The 19,328-nt window shown below is 58.8% G+C and carries 8 protein-coding genes and 3 pseudogenes; 3 read left to right on the top strand and 8 right to left on the bottom strand.

Annotated features, from left to right (window positions below; translation table 11 throughout):
* Positions 1-1,174: 1,174 nt before the first annotated feature.
* Both Q5701_RS22880 and Q5701_RS13690 read right to left on the bottom strand, forming a co-directional pair.
* Positions 1,175-1,879, bottom strand: a complete 705-nt coding sequence (locus Q5701_RS22880; protein WP_373568660.1) for an HIRAN domain-containing protein — start codon at positions 1,877-1,879, stop codon at positions 1,175-1,177.
* A 674-nt stretch (positions 1,880-2,553) separates the two neighbouring features.
* Complete coding sequence (locus Q5701_RS13690) at positions 2,554-7,719, bottom strand: PDDEXK-like endonuclease domain-containing protein (RefSeq protein ID WP_306751533.1); 5,166 nt, start codon at positions 7,717-7,719, stop codon at positions 2,554-2,556.
* A gap of 404 nt (positions 7,720-8,123) precedes the next feature.
* Here Q5701_RS13690 and Q5701_RS13685 point away from each other — a divergent pair.
* Positions 8,124-8,399, top strand: a pseudogene (locus tag Q5701_RS13685) (IS3 family transposase); the annotation flags it as partial.
* Positions 8,400-8,747: 348 nt separating this feature from the next.
* A pseudogene (locus tag Q5701_RS13680) lies at positions 8,748-9,037 on the top strand (integrase core domain-containing protein); the annotation flags it as partial.
* A gap of 100 nt (positions 9,038-9,137) precedes the next feature.
* Here Q5701_RS13680 and Q5701_RS13675 read toward each other — a convergent pair.
* A complete protein-coding gene (locus Q5701_RS13675; RefSeq protein ID WP_306755415.1) occupies positions 9,138-9,584 on the bottom strand; it encodes a very short patch repair endonuclease in 447 nt (148 codons plus the stop codon).
* A 125-nt stretch (positions 9,585-9,709) separates the two neighbouring features.
* Here Q5701_RS13675 and Q5701_RS13670 point away from each other — a divergent pair, with 125 nt between their 5' ends.
* The gene (locus tag Q5701_RS13670; protein ID WP_306751532.1) at positions 9,710-11,203 is read left to right on the top strand and encodes a DNA cytosine methyltransferase; all 1,494 of its coding nucleotides are present in this window, start codon (positions 9,710-9,712) and stop codon (positions 11,201-11,203) included.
* Positions 11,204-11,224: 21 nt separating this feature from the next.
* On the opposite strand, the gene Q5701_RS13665 is transcribed toward Q5701_RS13670, so the two are convergent.
* The 5 genes and pseudogenes from Q5701_RS13665 to Q5701_RS13645 all read right to left on the bottom strand — a co-directional run.
* A complete protein-coding gene (locus Q5701_RS13665; protein ID WP_306751531.1) occupies positions 11,225-13,315 on the bottom strand; it encodes an AIPR family protein in 2,091 nt (696 codons plus the stop codon).
* Positions 13,302-14,270 carry a PD-(D/E)XK motif protein gene (locus Q5701_RS13660; RefSeq protein ID WP_306751529.1) on the bottom strand — a complete coding sequence of 323 codons (969 nt, stop codon included), beginning with the start codon at positions 14,268-14,270 and terminating at the stop codon, positions 13,302-13,304. The genes Q5701_RS13665 and Q5701_RS13660 overlap by 14 nt, the downstream gene beginning before the upstream one ends.
* Positions 14,257-17,013, bottom strand: a complete 2,757-nt coding sequence (locus tag Q5701_RS13655) for a Z1 domain-containing protein (protein ID WP_306751527.1) — start codon at positions 17,011-17,013, stop codon at positions 14,257-14,259. The genes Q5701_RS13660 and Q5701_RS13655 overlap by 14 nt, the downstream gene beginning before the upstream one ends.
* Entirely contained in the window at positions 17,010-18,503 is a 1,494-nt protein-coding gene (locus Q5701_RS13650) for an ATP-binding protein (RefSeq protein WP_306751525.1), read from the bottom strand. Before Q5701_RS13650 ends, Q5701_RS13655 begins: the two co-directional genes overlap by 4 nt.
* A 345-nt stretch (positions 18,504-18,848) precedes the next feature.
* Positions 18,849-19,301 (bottom strand): annotated as a pseudogene (locus Q5701_RS13645) (transposase); the annotation flags it as partial.
* Between the last annotated feature and the right edge of the window lie 27 nt (positions 19,302-19,328).

Genomic DNA, 19,328 nt, shown 5'->3' with positions numbered 1-19,328 from the left:
CCCAGTGGATAAGCTTGCTTGCTTGCTGCTGCACTGACCTGCTGCATTGACGTCAGGCAATTCGCTACCTTCGGGTGATTTCAGAATTGGAGGACCGCGCTGATGTTACCTTACGTCACTGGCGCCCAGGGTCCGAACCGTCAGCAGGGCACCAAGTATAAAACCCTTCAGTAATTTAATCATTCGAGGCCATGGGTTAGGCCTTCTCGGGTGATCGGCTCCTCGCGGATATGAGCTTCGTTTTCGATCATGCTTTTGGCATAAAAAGGTATTCTTCGGACTTGCATCCGTTCCATCAGTTGCCTGGCACTTGCATCAGTACTGCATCAGCCAACTGACGAAAAGGTCAGGCCCCGCTGTTCGACATAGTGCTGCCGGATGGGGCCGGTCAGCCTGCTTTCAGAGTTGCCGACCGCTTCACGAGGTAGGGTCTCGGAAGTGGTGGAAATTCGAAGACGGCGCAATCTCCGGGGATAGTGTTTCCGCACGTGGTGTAGGATGCCGCGCGCGGAGCCTTTGGCGTAGCGCGAGCCGCGCGGCCGTGGGTTACGCTGGCGGTCACCGCCGATCTTCGGAAAAGGTTTGGGGTGCGAGAGCACGAACCTACGATCAACTATGGGCTGCGGTCGGCCAGGTCTGCGATCTGTTCTCCGACGAGGAATGCTACAACTACTTCAAAGCCGCAGGTTATGAGGCCGATTGAGTGCAACAGGCTCTAAAGTAAAGCGGTTTCGCATTGGCTCCCTCAAAGGCACTGTCGAGCCGCCGCCGGAAGAATTTTTTTCCCTATGACCGAGGAAGAACTTAGGGATTGGGAGTGCGGTGCCGACGACAGGACGAATTAGTCAAGGCAGCGTGGCGGCTCGAAGGACATAGCCGGTGGCACCATCTTCCTTTAAGGATCTGACGCAGCTACCGATGATGTCACCGCTGCCCACTGTATTTGCTTCAATTTCCGAACCATGTTGAAAACATACCCTCATCACCCGCACGGGGTGCTGTCAGAGCGTCTTCAACATTTTCCCCCCACTGCCGTTCTTCCCTCAACACGAGGCACTATGGCGTAGGCAGGGACAACAAAGTTATCAGGAGGCTTGATGCCTATTTGATGCTGAGCAGGCACGCATGGCCACCTACCATGAGTAGCTCCCAAACCGTTGCGCTCAGAAAACATCTACTCACAGGCATTCTGTTGGCTACCCTCTCGCGCAAGCCGCTCCCGTAACGCCCTGAGCGAGACAATCTCGATCGGTGACCCCGCAGCCTTGCGCTCTTGTAGCATCCGATATGCAGCGTTGCCCACTGACTCAGCGGCGACAGTGTCTGTTGCATTCACAATGAGGGTGGTCGACTTACCGACATCAGCCAGAATCTTGGCGCCCAGATTGGCCAATTCGATTGCTTCGGGTCCTGTGTCGCTTAGCCCCCAGAGAACGACCCGCTGACCTACCATTGGGCCTTCCTTTGCTGGCTTGGGTCGGTCTTGGGGCGCAGGGCGCTTTCGCTCGACAACTGGCGCTGGGGGAGGGGTTTTGCCTGTCCCCATATCGATCCATCCCCAATTTGGGATTGCAAGGCGGACGCCGAACGATCCTTCGTCATGCTGGTTGGTGCGCCAACCGCCGGCGATGAGGGCTTTGCAATCGACTCGAACAAGGCCTTCCTCGTCCATTTGGCCGCCGACGCGCCTGGCATCATCTCGCGAGAGATAGCCGACTTTCATGTTCTGGATTTCCACGGCGACAGCGTTTTGATCGTGTGGGTTGTGCGGTTCCCGAACAAGCGTTGCAGTCACTTCGAGGTGGTGCCCGTATCGACTGTGCGGCCCACACAACCGCTGTAGGGCGCCTTGGTACTGCGACTCCCCTACGGCGTTCATGGGGTAGCTGTCGTCACGCCAGTTGATCATCGGAGCGTAGCACGACGGAGAAGCTGAGACATGTGGGATTGTTGCGGGCAGAGGTGTGATAGAAGAAGCCGGCACATCTTGTTGAGGCTTGCTACGCCGTCCTCCGAAGAGCCAATCCAATAAGCTCATATCTGCCCTCATGTTTTTGACAGGAGAACAAAATATCTGCCCCAGAGCAAGTTTCCCGTACTCCTGAGTGCCTGCTATAGTCCCATTCACCAGAAGGAATCCCGTGCACTTCGACCCGGACTAAAACGCCAGTAATAGGACCGCCGCTCGATCCCGCGACGCCGAAAGCTTGGTCGCGCTTGAGATCGACTCGATGGCACTATCTCGGCAAAACTCGATAATCCGGACCGAATTGATTCGCCAATCTCCCATTGTGCGGGGTCCGAATTGCAATGCTGATCACCCCTACTTTGGTGGTCCAGTTTAAAAGTTAATACATGACTGGCCTCTGGTCCATCGGAGCGATGGTTTTAGGGGCCGCCCCCGTCGACATGCCTCGATGATATGCGGAATGTCCGCAATCGAGATAGCCCGCAGCGATCATGTCAGCCCGGATTTTGTGTGGCGCGGCCTCACAGAGAAATGCTGGGTCGTATTGAGCCGCAGAGGACATTCTGCAGGCCGAAGCCCACCTGCTATAGAACCGCGAGCACGCGCACTTCGCGGCGCTGGCCGCTGACGAGATATTCGACATCCTCGCCCACCTGAGCATCGATCAGCGCCTGGCCGAGCGGCGTATGCACGCCAATGAGCCCCATATCCGGATCGTGGCCGCTTTCGACGATGGTGATCTCGGTCTTGCCGCCCTCGGCGCGAAGACCCTCGAGCGCCACCTTTCGTCCGACCGATACCAGCGGGGAAGCCTCGAGCCGGCCGAGGAGATCCATCTGGAGATGATCGCAACGAGCGGGCCTGACTGGCGGACGCTCTCGCTGCAGTGCCGGCTTCTCGACATCGCGGCCCGCGGACCTCGGTTTCTGGTGGATAGATGGCATGGTGCCATCCACGGCCGGCGCCGCCGGTTCCGGTGCGGCGGGCGCGGGCGCGAACAACTCATGCGTACGCATTTCCGTCTGGCCCTCCGCGCGCCCAGCGGGCAAGAAGGTATCCTGCATGGCCGACAGGTCGCCCAGATCTGTCTCTTCTTCCACCTCGGCTCCGCTTGCGCCAAAAGCATTGATCGTGATGCTGTGGGTGAACCGCTCGTCCAGCGCCGCCGCGCCGATCGGGCCGATCTGCATGCGCGCAAGCGCCTCCTGCAGGTTCTTCCACCAGAACGCCTTGTTGGCGTTCCATTGGCTGCCGAAGACCCGCCAGAAGGTCCAGCCAGCGCGCTGCAGCTGCGCTTGGCGCAGCATGTCGCGCTCCCAGACCTCCGGGCCGTGATAGCTGTCGCCATCGAGTTCGATGGCAAGCCGCCTGTCGTCATCGCCCTCGACCACGAGATCGATCCGGAAGGCACCGGCCTGAACCTGCGGCCGCACCCGGTAATTGGCCTCCATCAGCATCGAGAGAACCTCCCGCTCGAAGCCGCTGTCGCAGCGATCGAGAAGGTCGGCCGCCTCATGCGCCATGGAGACACGCCCATCGGGCATCGGGTCCATGAAGTGCTGGATGACGTCGCGCTTGATGTCCCCGGACTTCAGATCGCCAAGGCTCACGGAGCGCACCAGGTAGAGGCGGTCGCGCGCGCGGCTCATGGCCACGTTGATGCGCTGCTGAGCGTCTTTCGTCGCCTGGGAGACCACCTTGCCGGGGGTTGCCACCATCGACAGGAAGACGATCGAGCGCTCTTGGCCCTGCATTGTACGCGCATCACCATAGATGATACGGCGCGCTTCGATCACCTCCGGGCCGATGCGCGGATCTTCGATCAGCATCCGGCCGATCTTCTCCGCCTGTTCAGGGCCGATCAGCGAAATGATCCCGATGTCGCGTCCGGCATGGGCCGGGTCTTTTATGAGATTGGCAATCTCGTCGACGATCCACTGGGCTTCCGAGGCATTGGTCTTGCCCTGCCGGATCGCGCCTTCGATGAAGACGTCGCAAAGCGGCGGATCGAAGCGCTCGGAGGCCTTCGGCACGCGTAGCGGGACCAATGCGTTGTTGTAGAACCGTGTCGAGAACTGGATGATCGGCGCCACGCAGCGGAAGTGCTCCCTGAGCATGACATGGCTGTCGGGATGCATGCGCTTGGTGATCTCGAAGATCGAGCTGTTCTCGTCGAGAAGCCCGGCATTCGGTACACCATCGAGATACTGGGCGCGGAGCGCGTTGATCTTCTGCATGGGCACGCCCACGGCAGTGGGGCTGACCTGCTCCTCGTCGCCGACGATCAGGATCTTCTTGCCGCGCGCAAGGGCTGCAATGGCGGTGATGTCCGACTGTGACGCTTCGTCGAGGATCACAAGGTCGAAGTCCCCGAATACCGGAGGCAGCTGCTCGGGAATGCGATATTCCGGCATGATCCAGACCGGTGCCGCGCTGGAGGCTTCCAAGGCAGCCTCTTGCGCCGCGCGGATGTAGCGCGGCGCCTTCTTCCCCTTGCCGGTGCCGATCCGGCGGACGGCTTGGGAGAATGCTTCCATGGCCGAACGCACGCTTGGCGTCATGCGCCGCGACAGGCCCAGGAGCGTCCGGATGCGGATCAGCTCCTCGAAGAGCCGGCGACGGCGCTGCATCGCGTCAGCCTTCCGGGCGCGGTGATCATCGCCATTGCCGAGTTCGATGATCCGCTCGATCCGCCCCGACATCTCGGCCCAGGCCCAGGCGGCTTGCCAGCCTTCGGGGATGAGTTCCGTAGCTGCCAGGGGATCGGAGATGAGCCGTGCCTTCCATTGCGGCGCACCGCACTCCGCCAGCAAGTCCAGGTCGCGGCCAAGTGCATCGAGTTTGCCTGCAACATCCGCGAGGCGCGTCAGCTCCGCAGTGATCTCGCCCCGCAGGGTGATGATGTCACGTGGGTCGGTCTCTTTCTGGCCGAGGGCTGCGGCAAGGTCCGCCATGGCCGAGAGAACCGGCAGGTCGCCCTTTCCGGCAATAGCCCTCAGCGCCAGGATGGCGCTCGGCGTCTGGTAGTCGTCAGGCAGGTTTGCCTTCAGCGCTAAGATGGCGCTGCTGCAATCGATCCTCTTGGTGATGTCGAGGATGTCGAGGCCGTATGGAAAGAGCTGCGTCAGCGTGCCGACGCAAGGGATCAGGCGCTCCGCAGTCGAGAGCGCCGTGGCGATCTCCCCCTGCCTGTTCTTGAGGTAGCTGGCGGTATCCCAAGGCGTCTCGGGCAGCGAAGGTGCAGCTTCCGCGTCGACCAGCGGCTTGAGCGCCACGGCGATCTCGTCTCGATCGCGACCTATGCGACACGCGGCGGCAACCGCCTGCCAACCCTCGCGGTTTTGCGGCGCCGCGCCGCGGAAGGTGACGCTGGCGACTGCCTGTTTCAGGGCGCCATTGAAGAGCGAGAAGCCGACGGGCTTCTGTCCGGCCGCGCCGCGCTGCACTGCCGCGGCGAAATCTGCCTCAGCACAGGCTCCAAGGGAGAAACGCACCTGCTCGACCAGATCGAGCTCCTTGCGGGCTTCAATGAAGTCTCTCACCTGCACGATCTCATGCCAGGACGCAGCGCCATTGGCGCCCATGGCCGAGATTGCCAGGATCCTCTCCCGTTCGCTCATCTTCCCGATCAGATCGGCACAGGCCTCGATCTCGTTGAGCAGCATCCGCGCCTGTCCTGCGGCCCCCACCGTGTCGAGCGCCATCACAGGGGCGCCGCTGTAGTCCACTGCTTCGCGCGTGTTCCAGGCGAGCTCTTTCTGATGGGCCTCGATCAGGTCAGGGGTTGTAGGAAGGTCGCTCGGTGCAGGAAGGCTTGCTCCCGCATAGACGATATCGGCGGCCAGTTCGGGAAGGGCCTTCCTGAGCCTCAGGATGACATCGGCAAGCTGTGCGGGAGGGGCGTTCTTCGGCCGATCGGTGAACCAGCCATGCTCGGACGACCCCTCTCGCAGGATCTCGACAAGCTCCATGGGCGGGTGTTCCTTGCCCATCCAGGTCAGCGGCGCCAAATTGGCTCGTGCGATTTCAGCAAGCCTGAGATCGGCTTCCTCGGCTTCTCGGTCGCAGTCGAGAATGCTGTTCTCCAGGCGGATCTGTTCGTCCCGCGCGGCGGCCTTGTCGAGAGACACCACCGTGTTCGAGAGCTCCGTGACGGCGTCCTGGAGTTGCTGGGCGCTGTCGCGGTCCGTGCCGGTTGAGGCAATGACCAGCGGTTGAAGGGCCTTCGGCAGCTTCTCGCGGACGGCTGCGATAGCCTCTGGGGTGCGCGCGGTTACCAGCACGCGTTTGCCCGTTGCCATCTGGTGGCTGATGATGTTGGCAATGCTGTGGCTCTTGCCTGTTCCCGGAGGACCCGAGACGCAGACCACGTCGATCTTGGGATCGTCGATCATGTTGCTGATTTTGCCCTGTTCCTCATTGAAGGGCAGGGGGAAGAAGTGCACGCGCCGGCTGGTCGGGTCTTCCTGAGCGCCGGGCCGGGCTGCGGCGCGGCTGGCTCCAGAAGACGCGCCACTTTCCCGCGATCCTGAGGCAGGAGCGGTCCAGGTATTGCGACCGGCACCTCCGATGACTGCTGTGTCGATCCCCCAGTCGTTGTCGTCATCATTCGACTTGCGGGACGGCGTCGCGGCATAGCCGCGGATCGATTTCGGGATGTCCCGTTCTTCGTTATCGACCTGTTTCAGGAGCGCCTCGAGATCCTGGGCGCGGGCTTCGCTGGACCGGGGCCGGCCGTAGATTGCCCAGGTCGAGGAAAAGGTCAGCGTCGTCGCCAGGGCAGGGGTTGCCGTCCCTGTGTCGATCTCGGTCCGGGTAAGGTGGCGCCCGGTCTCGGAAAGCTGCGCACTGGCCGTCGCGAGGAGCGGCTCCCAGCCCGTGGTGAAGGGGCTGAACTCGAAATCGCCCTCGAGAAAACGCGCAAGTTCCACTTGGAGGCTCCGCTGAAGGGTCGCGGCACCGTCAATTTCCAGTTCGAGATAGGGCTTGAGCGAAAGAACAGGCTGCAGGTTGCGGGGGCGGATCGAGATGGAGCTGCCGGCCTCGATTTCGATGTCCACGAGTTGCTCGATCAGCGGCATGTCGATCTGCTGGTCACGCACGTCCCATCGGCCAAGGCCAATACCCCAGACGAGTTCAGGTGGTGTTGCTTCGGCGGTGTGGATTGCGGAGTGGATTTTGAAGAGATTGTTATAAAGCCCGATCGAACGGCGGACCGGCCGCTCCCTGGCCGCCCAGTCCGCCCATGGCCCACGGATGTAACGATCGAGGTCGACCGCTGTCTCTTCGAGATCCTCGAGGTGGATGACTGCCTTCACCCGGTTTTCGACCGCAACGCCTTTTTCCGTGATCGGGTAGACATTATCTTGATGCACCAGCCCGTATTCGAGCAGATCGGCGGCTTCATCGACAGAGAACTCGAAGGCCGCAGACGGCTTGACTTGGGGCGGCTTGTTCGGATCTGCGGGAAAGCTCACCAGGAAGTCGAGAACGTGCTGGGGCGGCTCCGGCGGCCGCGTCTCACGCAGTCGGTCGATGCGCATCCAGGCGCCGTCCCCGCAATCCAGGTGAAGGCCGGGAACATCCCCGAGGTCAGCCTCCCGGAAAAGCCCGAGGCCCGCACCCATCATCATCTGCACCTTCGTGCGGGCGTTGAGGAGCTCCCTGGAAAAGCCGAGTATACCTGCGAGTTTCCGGCGATCCTCGAGTGGAACGCCGTCGCCATAGCTGCCAGATGTGGCTTTCGTCATGCCTCGGCCTGTCCTTGCGTTCTGTCGACGTCCTTTGTCTGACAGGATTCTTTCCATTATGTTAAATAGCCATATCGGGGCAGGCAGAAACAGAAAATCTCACATCTTCCAATACTCTGGGCATGCTGCGGAAACTGGCGCTGCGACCAGTTGACACAAACCGGGGCAGGAGGATCCGGCGTTCGCATGACAAGCACAATACGAAAGACAGACGTGGCGCTGGGGGCCGGTAGCAAGCGGCAAGTGGAGTGAGCCCCTCGGGCTGGACCAAAGGACCTTGTGCAACTGCTACACTGGACGGGCCTTGATCGGAGAAGGCCCATGACAACACGAGGTCCTACCGCTGGCATTCGACGCCGTCCAAGCTGCATCTCTGCAAGACAACCGCGCCAGTGTGATGCGCAGCCTGTCGCCACGAAGTCATCTGCCACGACCAGAGGGTCTTCGCGCTGTCGGAGCGCCGGGCATGCCGACGCATGGGCTTCGGGCGGGCTTCCCACAAATATCGATCCCGGCGCGATCCGGCCGTCATGTTGCGGATGCGGCTGAAGAGGTTGGCCGAGGCGCGGGTGCGCTACGGCACTCGACGGCTGCATGTCCTGCTGCACTGAAGAGGCTGGCACCTGAACCACAAGCGGACTTGCCGGCTCTACAGCGAGGAGGGGCTTGAACTGGCCCCTATTTCGACCGGACACTCAGGCATACCCATGTGGGCTTAGGACCAGTTCCCGCAAATTTCCTTCTTCTGCCAACATGTTGACGAATTTATGTCGGCGATGAACCAGAGCAGTACAAGATACTCTGGTTGAGCGCGGAGCAGATTCGGCGCATTCAGCCCCTCTTACCCAAGGTCCGAGGGCGAGCCCGATCCGACGACTGCAAGGTGCTGAGCAGCATCATCTACGTCAAACGGTATGGGCTTCGCTGGCAAGATGCTTCCGTAGTCTTTGGCCCTACAAGACCCTGTTTAACCGGTACGCCCGCTGGTTCCGGATGGGCATCTTTGCCAAGATATTTCAGGAACGGGCGCGGCCAGGGTTGATAACAGCTTGGAATATATCAGTGGCCGTCTCATGGAGTTGGCCGCGAACAAGGGTATCGCTCTGACCTCTATTCCGCCCGGAAAGCCGCATCAAAACGTTTACGTCGAGCCAATAACCGGATGGTTCGGCAAAAGTGGCTGGACCTCTACATCTTCGGAAGGATTGAGGTGGTGCAGCAGATTGCTACCGAGTGGACCTGGTCTTACAACAACGAACGCCCCGATATGGGCATTGGCGGGATCACCCCTGCCATGCATCTGAGAATGGCCGCGTGAATTCGACGGCTGCGCCCCACTAAAACGGGGAGGATTACCCTCCAATTTGCAAGAGAGATCTACCGCAGTGGATGGACCGAGAACTATCGTCCGCCTCAGTTCACTGACATGGTATTTCATGTAAGGTATGATCGACGCCAATCTCGGCATAGCGCAGGGCAGTGTTTGGGCTTGCCGTAATGAAACTCACCATTGCATCCATCAAGGCGCCCTGCACGTTCCTTCCGACCGCGCACTCCCAAATGACAAGAAGGCGCCAACCCTGTTCAAGAACGGATTTGGCGGCTTTCGCATCTCGCGCGACATTGGCGTCGAACTTCTTCCGCCAAAAGTTGAAGTTGTTCGCTGGGATCGTGGCTTTGGGGCAACCATGATGACGGTGCCAGAAGCACCCATGTACCTGAACCGCCACGCGCCATTTCGGAAGCACGATATCCGGGGTGCCCGCGAGGTGGCGATAGTGAATACGGTAGCGAAAGCCGTGCGCGTGCAGGGCTCGTCGTACGAGGATCTCAGGCTTTGTGTTCGCGCCTTTGATCGCTGACATCATGCGCGATCGCGTTTTCTGATCCACAACATCGGTCATAGAATGAATGTATATTGCCAACCGGCATTTTCCACCTGGCGCAGACCGTGAAACCTGGTAGAGGTGTCCACCCAAGTAGGAACGACATGACCCAGGAATTCGCTATAATCGATCTCTTCGCTGGTCCGGGCGGATTGGGCGAAGGATTCTCGCAAGCCGGTCGAGCCGCGGACGCGCAGATGAAGATCCACCTTTCGGTGGAGATGGACAGCTGCGCCGTTCAGACGCTACGCCTGCGCGCCTTCCTGCGATCGTTCGACGAGTTTCCTCAGGAGTACTACGACGCCTTGCACCGAGGAGCAGAATTCCCGGATTGGTCGGCACTTTACCCCGCGAACTGGAAGCTGGCGGAGCAGGAGGTCCGTCAGCGGGTTCTGGGTGGAACAGGAGTTTTCGATGAACTCGCACTGGAACTGGATCACGCCCGCGAATCCCATGCCGGAAATACGATCTTAATCGGTGGCCCTCCCTGCCAAGCTTATTCGCTTGCAGGTCGCTCACGGAACAAAGGGAAAGCTGACTACGTCCCGGAACATGATCAGCGACATTACCTTTATCGAGAATACGTTCGCATTCTCGATCGGCTGAAACCCGCTGCATTTGTTATGGAAAACGTCAAAGGAATGCTCTCGAGCAAGGTCGATGGCGGGGGCATCTTTAGCCGTGTTCTTGATGATCTTGAGGGGTCGGGGGACGGATATCGCCTGCTCCCCTTGAGTCGCCCTGCGCCAATCGATGGCAGCCGGGCGAACGCTCGGGACTTCCTGATACGGGCTGAGGACCATGGTGTTCCTCAAGCGCGGCATCGGGTTATTGTCTTGGGAATTCGTAAGGACTTGGCGGCCGGTCTCAAGCTTGAAGGTCCGATCTTAGGTCAACCTCAGCCTCCAGTTGCAGTCGGCGAAGCGATCACGGGCATGTGGCAGCTGCGGAGCGGTTTAAGCCGGAAGGACACGACAGAGGCGTGGCAACAGGCGGTTCGAGAACAGGCCGCTGCCATAGCCGCGGCGTCAAACGTTCCGGAAGAGGTACAGGCAATTGCACGGGCAATTGCCACAGCGAATGATCTCCCGCATCTGCGAACGAGCCGCTGGAAAGGCGACAAGGCCCAGATGCCGGGATACCTGAAACAGTGGTTCGCCGATGAGCGGTTGCGCGTGACGCTGCAACACGAGACGCGTGGCCATATCTCTGAGGATTTGGGGCGCTACATATTTTCAGCCGCGTACACGCATGTGTTCCAGAAAGCTCCGAAGCTAATAGAGTTCCCGTGTTTTCTGCAGCCTGAACACAAAAACCGCGGTTCAGGTGATTTCGCGGACCGTTTTCGAACACAAGCGGCAAGTCGCCCTTCGACTACCGTGACCAGCCACATCTCGAAAGACGGCCATTACTTCATCCACCCGGATCCGAAGCAATGCAGGGCGCTGACCGTACGCGAGGCCGCTCGTCTGCAGACCTTCCCGGACAACTACTGGTTTTGCGGCCCCCGGACGATGCAGTATCACCAAGTTGGCAACGCAGTGCCGCCCTACCTCGCCTACCAGATCGGCAGTGCAGTGAGGCAGCTGCTTTCGTGAGTGACTTGCCATCATAGCTCATCACTCGGCTGCTGTCTTCTCTTGGTTCACTCCGAAGCCACTGCCTTCCAATTTGGCGAGGATCTTGATGGCAAATGCGGTCTGGTTTTCGGTGGGAATGCGGGTTGGTATTTTAGCGCAAGTATCAAGCACCTGATACTCCATCGGCGAAAGCAGCTTATGCAGGCGCCCCCAATCGCGGGCCTGTTGCCAAAACTTGGCTCCAAGTTCGAATACTCTTGCTTGGTTCTCAACGCTTTTCGTCAGTTCCGCGTCATCCTTGATCGCGTCATCCTCACTCCGAGCTTCTTCCGCGGCAATCAGCATGCCCTCGAAATCCTCGGAGTAGTTCAACTTGGTCTTACGGAACCGCTCCCAGCAGGCCTGCTTCTTGGCCCATTCGCTCATGTTCCTGATGCCGTCGGGCGGAGCCGTGATTATGGCCTGAGCTTCGGCAGCGGCGACCAGCAGGGCCTCTTCAAGGGCAGTAGGAACCGTCTGCATGCGCCAGACCCGTCCAAGGTCGACAGCCTTATCTGCAGCCTCTGCATCATTTGCAACCTTGGCAATTGCGTAGGTGACGATGTTGGCGCGGTAGCCGCCTTCGTACCATTCTTGGGCGGAAACCAGTTTTTCCAACCTGCGAAAGATAATGGCTTTGGCGATTAAATGACGAAACCAAACTTCGTCGACGCGAGCGCCGCTCCGAACCCAGACCTTCTCAATCACCTTGGCGAATTCGGCGAAGTTCTTCTGGGCTCCCTTCGAAACGTCATGTGGTCGGCCGTTCCAAGAGTTTTCGAACTTGGCCAGATCGGTCTTGGTGAAGAACTGTGACTTAGGAAATTCCGCGTCCCATTTGCTCCGTTGCGCCGGGGTCTTCTTGCTGCGTTCGTCGGCGAACTGCCCACGAGCACGTTCGTAAAACCATTTAGTTTCACGATAGCCTTCGGATCCAGCCGGCGCGAGCAATTTCCGCGACAGTTCCTCGATTCGAATATGGAAGGGATGGTTGGCAAAGAAGTCTGCCGCATTAACCTTGTTCTGACTGTTGGCGAACTCCGAAATCAGCGGCACCACGGTTGCCGCCAGCACTTGGGGGACGACGTTCAGTTTCATCTGGACAAAGATGTCCTTCAGACCTTCTCCGGCCAGCTTGCGGGCTGCGTGGATCGAGGCGGTTGTTTGCCCGCCATTGACGATCTGCAGGTTGTCGGCACTGGTAATGACAAGCCCATCATCAGTGCGCTTCAGAACAACCTTCTCGGCAGTCGCCGAGAGGCCATTGTTATATGCCAGGAACATGTGCGGTTCCTTGATGATGGTCTCCCTGATCCCCTTGTTCACCTTTCCTCTCGCTTGCAGGAAGCTGCGAACGTTGGCTTCCAGAAGGCGGGCGCCCCAGCGATCATAGAGCTGCGCGAGCTGCGCACCGGGAATGACGGCAATGTAGCTCTCGAGTGCCGTGTCAGCGCCGGAAGCCTTCAAAACCGGGATGCCGCCACCGAAATCCTCAGCAAAATCGATTGTGAGATCCTCACGCGCCCGACCCTGCTCGATATAGGCTTGAAGGCGTTTCAAATCCCAAGAACTGTAGGTGACCGTCTTGCCATCAATGGTGCCGGCAGGCTTCGCATCGACCTTCGCGCGACTATCGGAATTAGTGACATAGATCAGCTTGATCTTCTCGATCACTGACCAACGGACTTGGATGAGTTCAGCCAACTGCGCCGCATTGCTGGTTTCTTCGAGTTCGTCGAGGAAATCTTCCCTACGGGCATGTCTTAAGAATTCTACAAGCTTCGCAAATTGTCCTTTTAGGTGTTTGCCGTCCGTGCGCCTGACATCACTCGTGATCTGGAAATCGGTGAGGATGAGTCCCAGTTCACCTCCGGTGTCGCGCGGGTCGCCACTGTATCCGGTAATCTGCAATGTTACCTTGCCGCGTTTACCTTCGAAATGGCAGTAGTCGCACTCCTCGATCTCGCCGGCTTCGTTCAGGATTTCCCCAACTTTCTCAAAGAAAGCTTCCTGAATATAAGATCCCGTTGCATCGGCGTCGCCTTGAACATCCGCAATGAGGTTTTGGTGAAACTCTTCAAGTTCGGACATGCCCGCCCTCTTCCAAGAGCAATGTTTTCAAGTCAGTTGTCCTCTCGAAATCGGTGCAGGCATCAAGTTGTATCGAATAGGAAAGGTCTTCGGTCCCGGTAGGAAGGGGAGGAACAATCCGCGGAAAGGCGTCCGAGACTTCGAAGAGCCGCGCAGCACCCAAGTGCCACCGCCGCTCCTGCTCGACGGCATCCTCGGCATAGGGACTTTCCGCGAGGCGCTGTTCCCAGATATCCAGAGCCGCAACATTATCTTCGAACAGCGCCGCAGTTCTGTCCACATGATCCTTCAAGTTGTCTCCTTCGGCCTCAAGCGAGGTATCGACATCTTGGACGCGCAAGAACAGCCGTGCCCCAGCAATGTCCATCAGCTGCGCCTCGGACGAGATCCGGATCTTTGGATGGGCGGCGCTTCTGCGCGCTTTCACCTCGAAAAACCTGCCAGGCAACTCGAAATCCTTCGCGCTATCGTCCGGGCCCTTCCACGCCTCAACGGCCTTGGTCGGTCCGACGACATTCACGAGTTCGCGCAGGAATGCCAACTCGCCGACAAGGCCGCGCTGGATCTCCAGTGGCATTTCCGGTTTTCCTCCACGCAACAGGTGATGCCAACGCGTGGCCCGCCGGACAGCACGGGCGAGTGCCCCTTGAACATCTTCCGCCTGTTCCGCCGCAGAGATTACGTCCCTGCAGAGCGTCTCGAATAGATCGAGATGTGACAGTTCGGAAAGCGTGAGGCAGAAGTGGTATCGGCCATCAACCATCCGATAGAAGACGCCGACATGCTTGAGCTTGGGAAGAGGACGGACTTCTTCCGTTTCAGTCGACAGGCCCAAGACGAGACCGGGAGAGCTGTCGTACATCCTAACCCAGAAGAAATCGAAACGCCCCTTGCTGTCAACGCGTCGTGCCTCCTTCTCGCCGAGACTGCCCCACGGTCCGTCAGTCGTCTTCATAAGCGCCCTCGTCGTCTTCTTCGGTCCCGTAAATCTCGCGGAACTTGACCATGTTGATAATGTATTCCACTCGGTCGTTCGGCTTGCCTGATGGCGGCAGGCTGATGCTCCAGCCGATCACCGGACGTTCGGGCAGACGTTCAAGCACGCTCTTGTCAGGAAGCCGATCAATATCTTCATCTTTCGGCTGGCGCACCTGCACTACGTGTAGGACGAAAAGAGGCTTGTCCCGGACTTGGCGATAGATGCGGTCCGGAAAAGACGGCCTTTTATCTGGGTCGCTGTCGTCGAGTTTCTCTTGCGCCAGATAGTCAGCCTCGGCCTGCTTGGCCATTTCTTCGGCAACACCAATGCGTTCCACGCCACGAGATGCGATACGTGCCCGCTTGCCGCTCATCGACAACAAATGGTCTGATAGATCGGCGTAACCGATCTGTCGCATTTGGGGCCCGAGGGTCCAATCGGCGATGGTGAACGGTGCCGCCTCGCTTTTCACGCTGGTGATAAGGACATCCCAGAACTTTAACTCATCCATCTGACGATCATGGATGTAGGTGCGGATTGGTCCGGGCTGGGTGAGGAAAGCCTGGTCGTGGTTGCGCCATCCAAGAAGAAACTGGTCGATCAGATTGACGGGAACTTCTCGCAGCAGATGACCACCGTTGACCGGGACAGCCCTATCAGGAGCAAAGCCTTGCGCCGCCATCTCCTGAAGCAGTTGCTCCGCGGCAGTCTCGTTGGCCTGAAGTTCCTTTGGTCTGGCGGTGATTTTGGCGGTCTCCACCCAAGCGTTCGACAGACCGATCAGTATGTGCTTCTGGCCAGAGCCCATCTTGTTGCGCGCTGTCACAAGAAGCGACGCCGGATGGCTGCGCACAGCCAGACCGAAATCCGAAGGCGTTGCCTTGGCTTTCTCCATCTTCTTGAGCTCGAGATGCAGTTCCTCGCTGGCCTCGGCAATATGAGCATACCAGTCGACGGCCTCGGCGGGCATCCAGATACGGCACAGGTCCTCGTAGCCGCCACGGTAGCCGAACCAGCGCCCCATCTGCATGAGCGTATCGTACATCATGGTGTTGCGCAGGAACCAAGTGACGGTCAGGCCCTCGAGGGTTAGCCCTCGCGACAACGAAAAGCCGCCCACCGCAATGACCGTCTGGCCGACGCTCGAGTCACCAGAATAATCGAGTCCGTTGGCGCGGCTGTTCACTTCGACAACCTTGGCGGCCGCGACCGCTTCGAGCATGGCCGCGAGGACCTTCGACCAATCCGGTTCGGCGCCCGAATATTCCAGTTCCCAAGTCTCATGCAGAGCGGCAATCTGGGGGTCCCTCAATGCCGCCGCGCCACGAGCACCGTTGACACGCAGGGAATCTTGGATTGCCGCAACGTATTGATGCAGTCGGTTGCGCAACAGCCCCTGCACCGCGGTAAAACGGCTGGCGTTCACCAGCATCGAGCAATGCTTTGTCGCTTGGCCGCGCAGGTTCCGGATCGTTCGGGCGATCAGAAAGGCGCGCACCGCCTCCTTAAGGCTTTCGGGCAGCTCCTCGACTGTCTGATCGATGCGGTGCTTCATCGGAAGAACGTCTTCGTTGTCCGTAATGTAGCGCAGCCAGATCGGATCGCCGTCATCCGGGATGCCGTCGATGAAGATCTTCTTGGCCCCGAAGTAATTCGACGGCGCATCCAGACCCACGATGAAGTGCTTCGGGAACAGGTCCTCCTTCAACGCATCATCGTACTGGTCAGGATCGACGAAGATGTTTGCGAAAGGTGTTGCCGTGTAGCCGACATAACAGCTTCGATGGAACATGTTCAGAAGATCCCGGATCTGGCCGTTGATCTTGGTGATCTCGTCCTTCGAGTACTTCGTGTTGATCGAAGCGTTATCGGCTTCGTCGTCGATCAGAAGCATCGGCTGATCGATCATCTGGTCATCGCCTCGGGCGCTGTTCTCGCGAAGCCAGTCCAGGAGATTTCGTAGCGTGTTGTGGTTCTTCTTGATAACAAGGACAACAGGCACCTTGTAGGAGTCGATCTGACTCGTATTGGTCGATGCAGTGTCCTTTCGAAAATCCGCAAGCGTGTTGGTCAGGCTGACCGGCACATGGCGGTCATCGAATAGCCCCACACCAATCGCACGATTGCCTTTCTTTCCCTGTGTTGCCAGCCGCCCCGTATCGCGACCAATAAAGCCTTCATCGATCCGCTCTTGGGTTTGATTCCGCAGGTTGTTGTGGATGCCGGCAATTACCACGATTAGTCGATAGCCCGCGTCTGCTGCCTTGCAGATCAGACCCGTGTAGTTCGCCGTTTTCCCACTCTGCACATGGCCGACCACCATTCCGCGACGATCCCATTTTTCGGCAAGACCTGGATTTCCAAGGCGGCCAAGGATGCGGTCCGTCAATTCGTCCGTAGTCGTGATGACGTCCTGCGGAAGGCCGTTCTTGTGCAGAAGCTTTTTGTATCGGCTCCAATAGAATGGGTTGATGGTTGCCTTCGCCTCGTCCAGCCAAGGGCTGAAACTGTCGTCGTCGACCACGGCTCCGAGCCCCATGGTGATACCGAACCGTTCTTCGATATCGCGCGCGAGTTGTTCCAGCGCATCTGGCGGGGCATTCACGTTTAGCGCTGCGTTCATCGTGGTGATGAATGACCGCAGCTCTACCCCGCTCTTCCGGTGATGAGCCAGTGATTGCGAAACGACATCATCAAGATGCCTGAGTTGTGCGGTCACGAGGATTCTCCCTGTTTTATGTCTTCGACAAGCTGCCGGATCGCATCTTTGTGGTGGATGAACGGCTCCGTGGAGCATAGCACTCGCACCACATCACCGCCTGCAATGCTCGAGGCCAGAAGTGCCCGGATGGCCAGCTCCGCTGAGCCGGCCAAGTCCACGAAATCGCTCTCGTCCGATGTCACGTCCTCGGCCCCGCCAAGCATGTCCGCGTGCAACGCTGCAATGGGTAGACCGCTGCCGAGCAGGTTGATGCAGTTCCGGAAACCATGTCGGAACTCTTCTGGCAAAGTTGCGGCAAATCCAGTGATCGAGGGGTGTTCGGCATTCGGACGGTAGACAATGCCGCCGTCTTTTTGGATACGGTGCCAAAGCGGGAGGTATTCCGCTGACACCAACTTGCGGCCTCTACGTTGATATGTGCGTTTCGAGGTACCCTGAAGACGCTCCACGATCTTGCGTAGCCGTTCCCGAACCACCGGCGGCATCTGCGCCGAAGCTTTCCGAACATCAATCTTCCAGTCAGAATCCATGGTGTTCGGGATGTCGACACGAACCCGTGCCAGCTTTGTCAGTTCCGTTTGTCGGGCAAGTCCCAGCCAACTGCCGGCGATGATCAGCCGTCGCTCGCGGTAGATGTAAAAGCCTTGGGACCGCAAGTGTCCTTCAAGACCGCCCAGTTCTTCCCACGCCGCCTTCGACATCTTTTTGTGATGAGGAAGCGTGAAGCATTGGGTGACAACCTCGCCATTGAGCAGTGGCAATGGTTCTACCGGCCCCCGCTGTGTAGCGGGATGATCCGTCGCAAAGGGGTTGATCGGAGAAAGCTTTCGTTCGTTCAGCAAGATGAGCAGAGCAGGCTTGCTGCCTTCCATGTAGCGGTGAAAGCAGAGCCGCAGGTGCCGCTCCGCCCCGGCGATGGCCTTGTTGATCTCGGCAGAGCGCTTTGTGGTGTCATGTCGGAAATTGGTCGAAAGGCGGTCCAACTTGCGCCAGAGGACTATTGTCCCGTGTTCCGGCAATCGCAATGCCGTGGGAATGTCGGTCAGGTCGTCCTCGAGGTCTACGCGCCAGTCGTTTGTCTTCGCCACCTTGTCGAGGTCCCAAGTAGCGGCGGAGATCATGCCATCTTTTCGGGTAATGACCGTCAACTGCCGACACTGCGAGAAACTTGCACTTTTCAGACCCAGCCCGAACCGCCCGAGATCATGCCCTTCACGCTCCTGAAGCGGGTTCCTGGTGCCTGGCCGCATCGCTTCAATCAATTCGGGTTCGGTCATGCCAATCCCGTTGTCAACGATCGCGATCCAAGGTTCGTCGGTCGCTGTCTCTGCGAGTATCTCCACTTTGGAGGCCTTTGCCGTCACCGAATTGTCGATGACGTCCGCCATTGCTGTCTCTAAGGTATAGCCAAAATCCCTCATTCCCTCGATCAGCGAGGCCGCGTGCGGGGTCGCGTCAGCCTGACGTTTCTTTGCCTTGCCAACCATGATTCTTATGCCAAAAAGTCAATACGTTCAGTCGCCCATCTCGGACAGGAACTGGGCATTGCACAAGTCTGTACATTCACACAATTGCGATAAGATGAAGGGGGTCAATTAAAATATGTACCTTTTTCAGCGTTAAGCCGAATTGTATTCCGTAAGAATCCTGAAGGCAGAACCTGCCCATTGCTCCAGGTCGCACCAGCAAGTGGTCCGGCACAAGGGGCTGGACCTCTACATCATCAAATGCATTTGAGAAGGTGCAGCAGACGAGTAACCCAATGAGCACCTCCCCGATAGTCGAACACTGACGGAAGCTACGACCTTACGTCAGTTGATCTGTAAGAACACCTAACAGAACCCTCTGATCTGGCGGAGGCAGATGAGGGCGCAGCCGAGGATCAATAAAGCCTTGTGGATGTTGACGCGCCGCTCGTAGCGGATGGCGAGGCGGCAAAAGCGGTTGAGCCAAGCCAACGTTCGTTCGACAACCCAGCGATGCCCGCCCAGCGTTTCGCTGCTGTCGGCGCGGCGTCTGGCGATGCGACGCCTGATGGCGCGTTTCCGGCATTCGACGCGCCAGCGATGATGGTCATAGGCCTTGTCGGCGTGAAGCTTGTCAGGCCGCTTGCGCACACGACCACCACCGTCGCGCGGGGGACAGCATCAGGCTGTCGTGCCGGTTGGCCGGGCTCAGCTGCACCCTGAGCAGTGTGCCCCGACGGTCGACCTCAGACAGGCGCTTCGTGCTTCGTGCCCGGTTGGCTCATGATCCGTCGGATTCGGGCCTGTGGTAATGTTCCTGATCGCCCAGGCCGTTGCGTCAACTGA

The sequence above is a fragment of the Paracoccus actinidiae genome (assembly GCF_030863885.1).
Classification (GTDB): Bacteria; Pseudomonadota; Alphaproteobacteria; order Rhodobacterales; family Rhodobacteraceae; genus Paracoccus; species Paracoccus everestensis.
The sequence above is the reverse complement of the archived record's forward strand: the minus strand, read 5'-3'. Positions and strand labels throughout refer to the sequence as shown.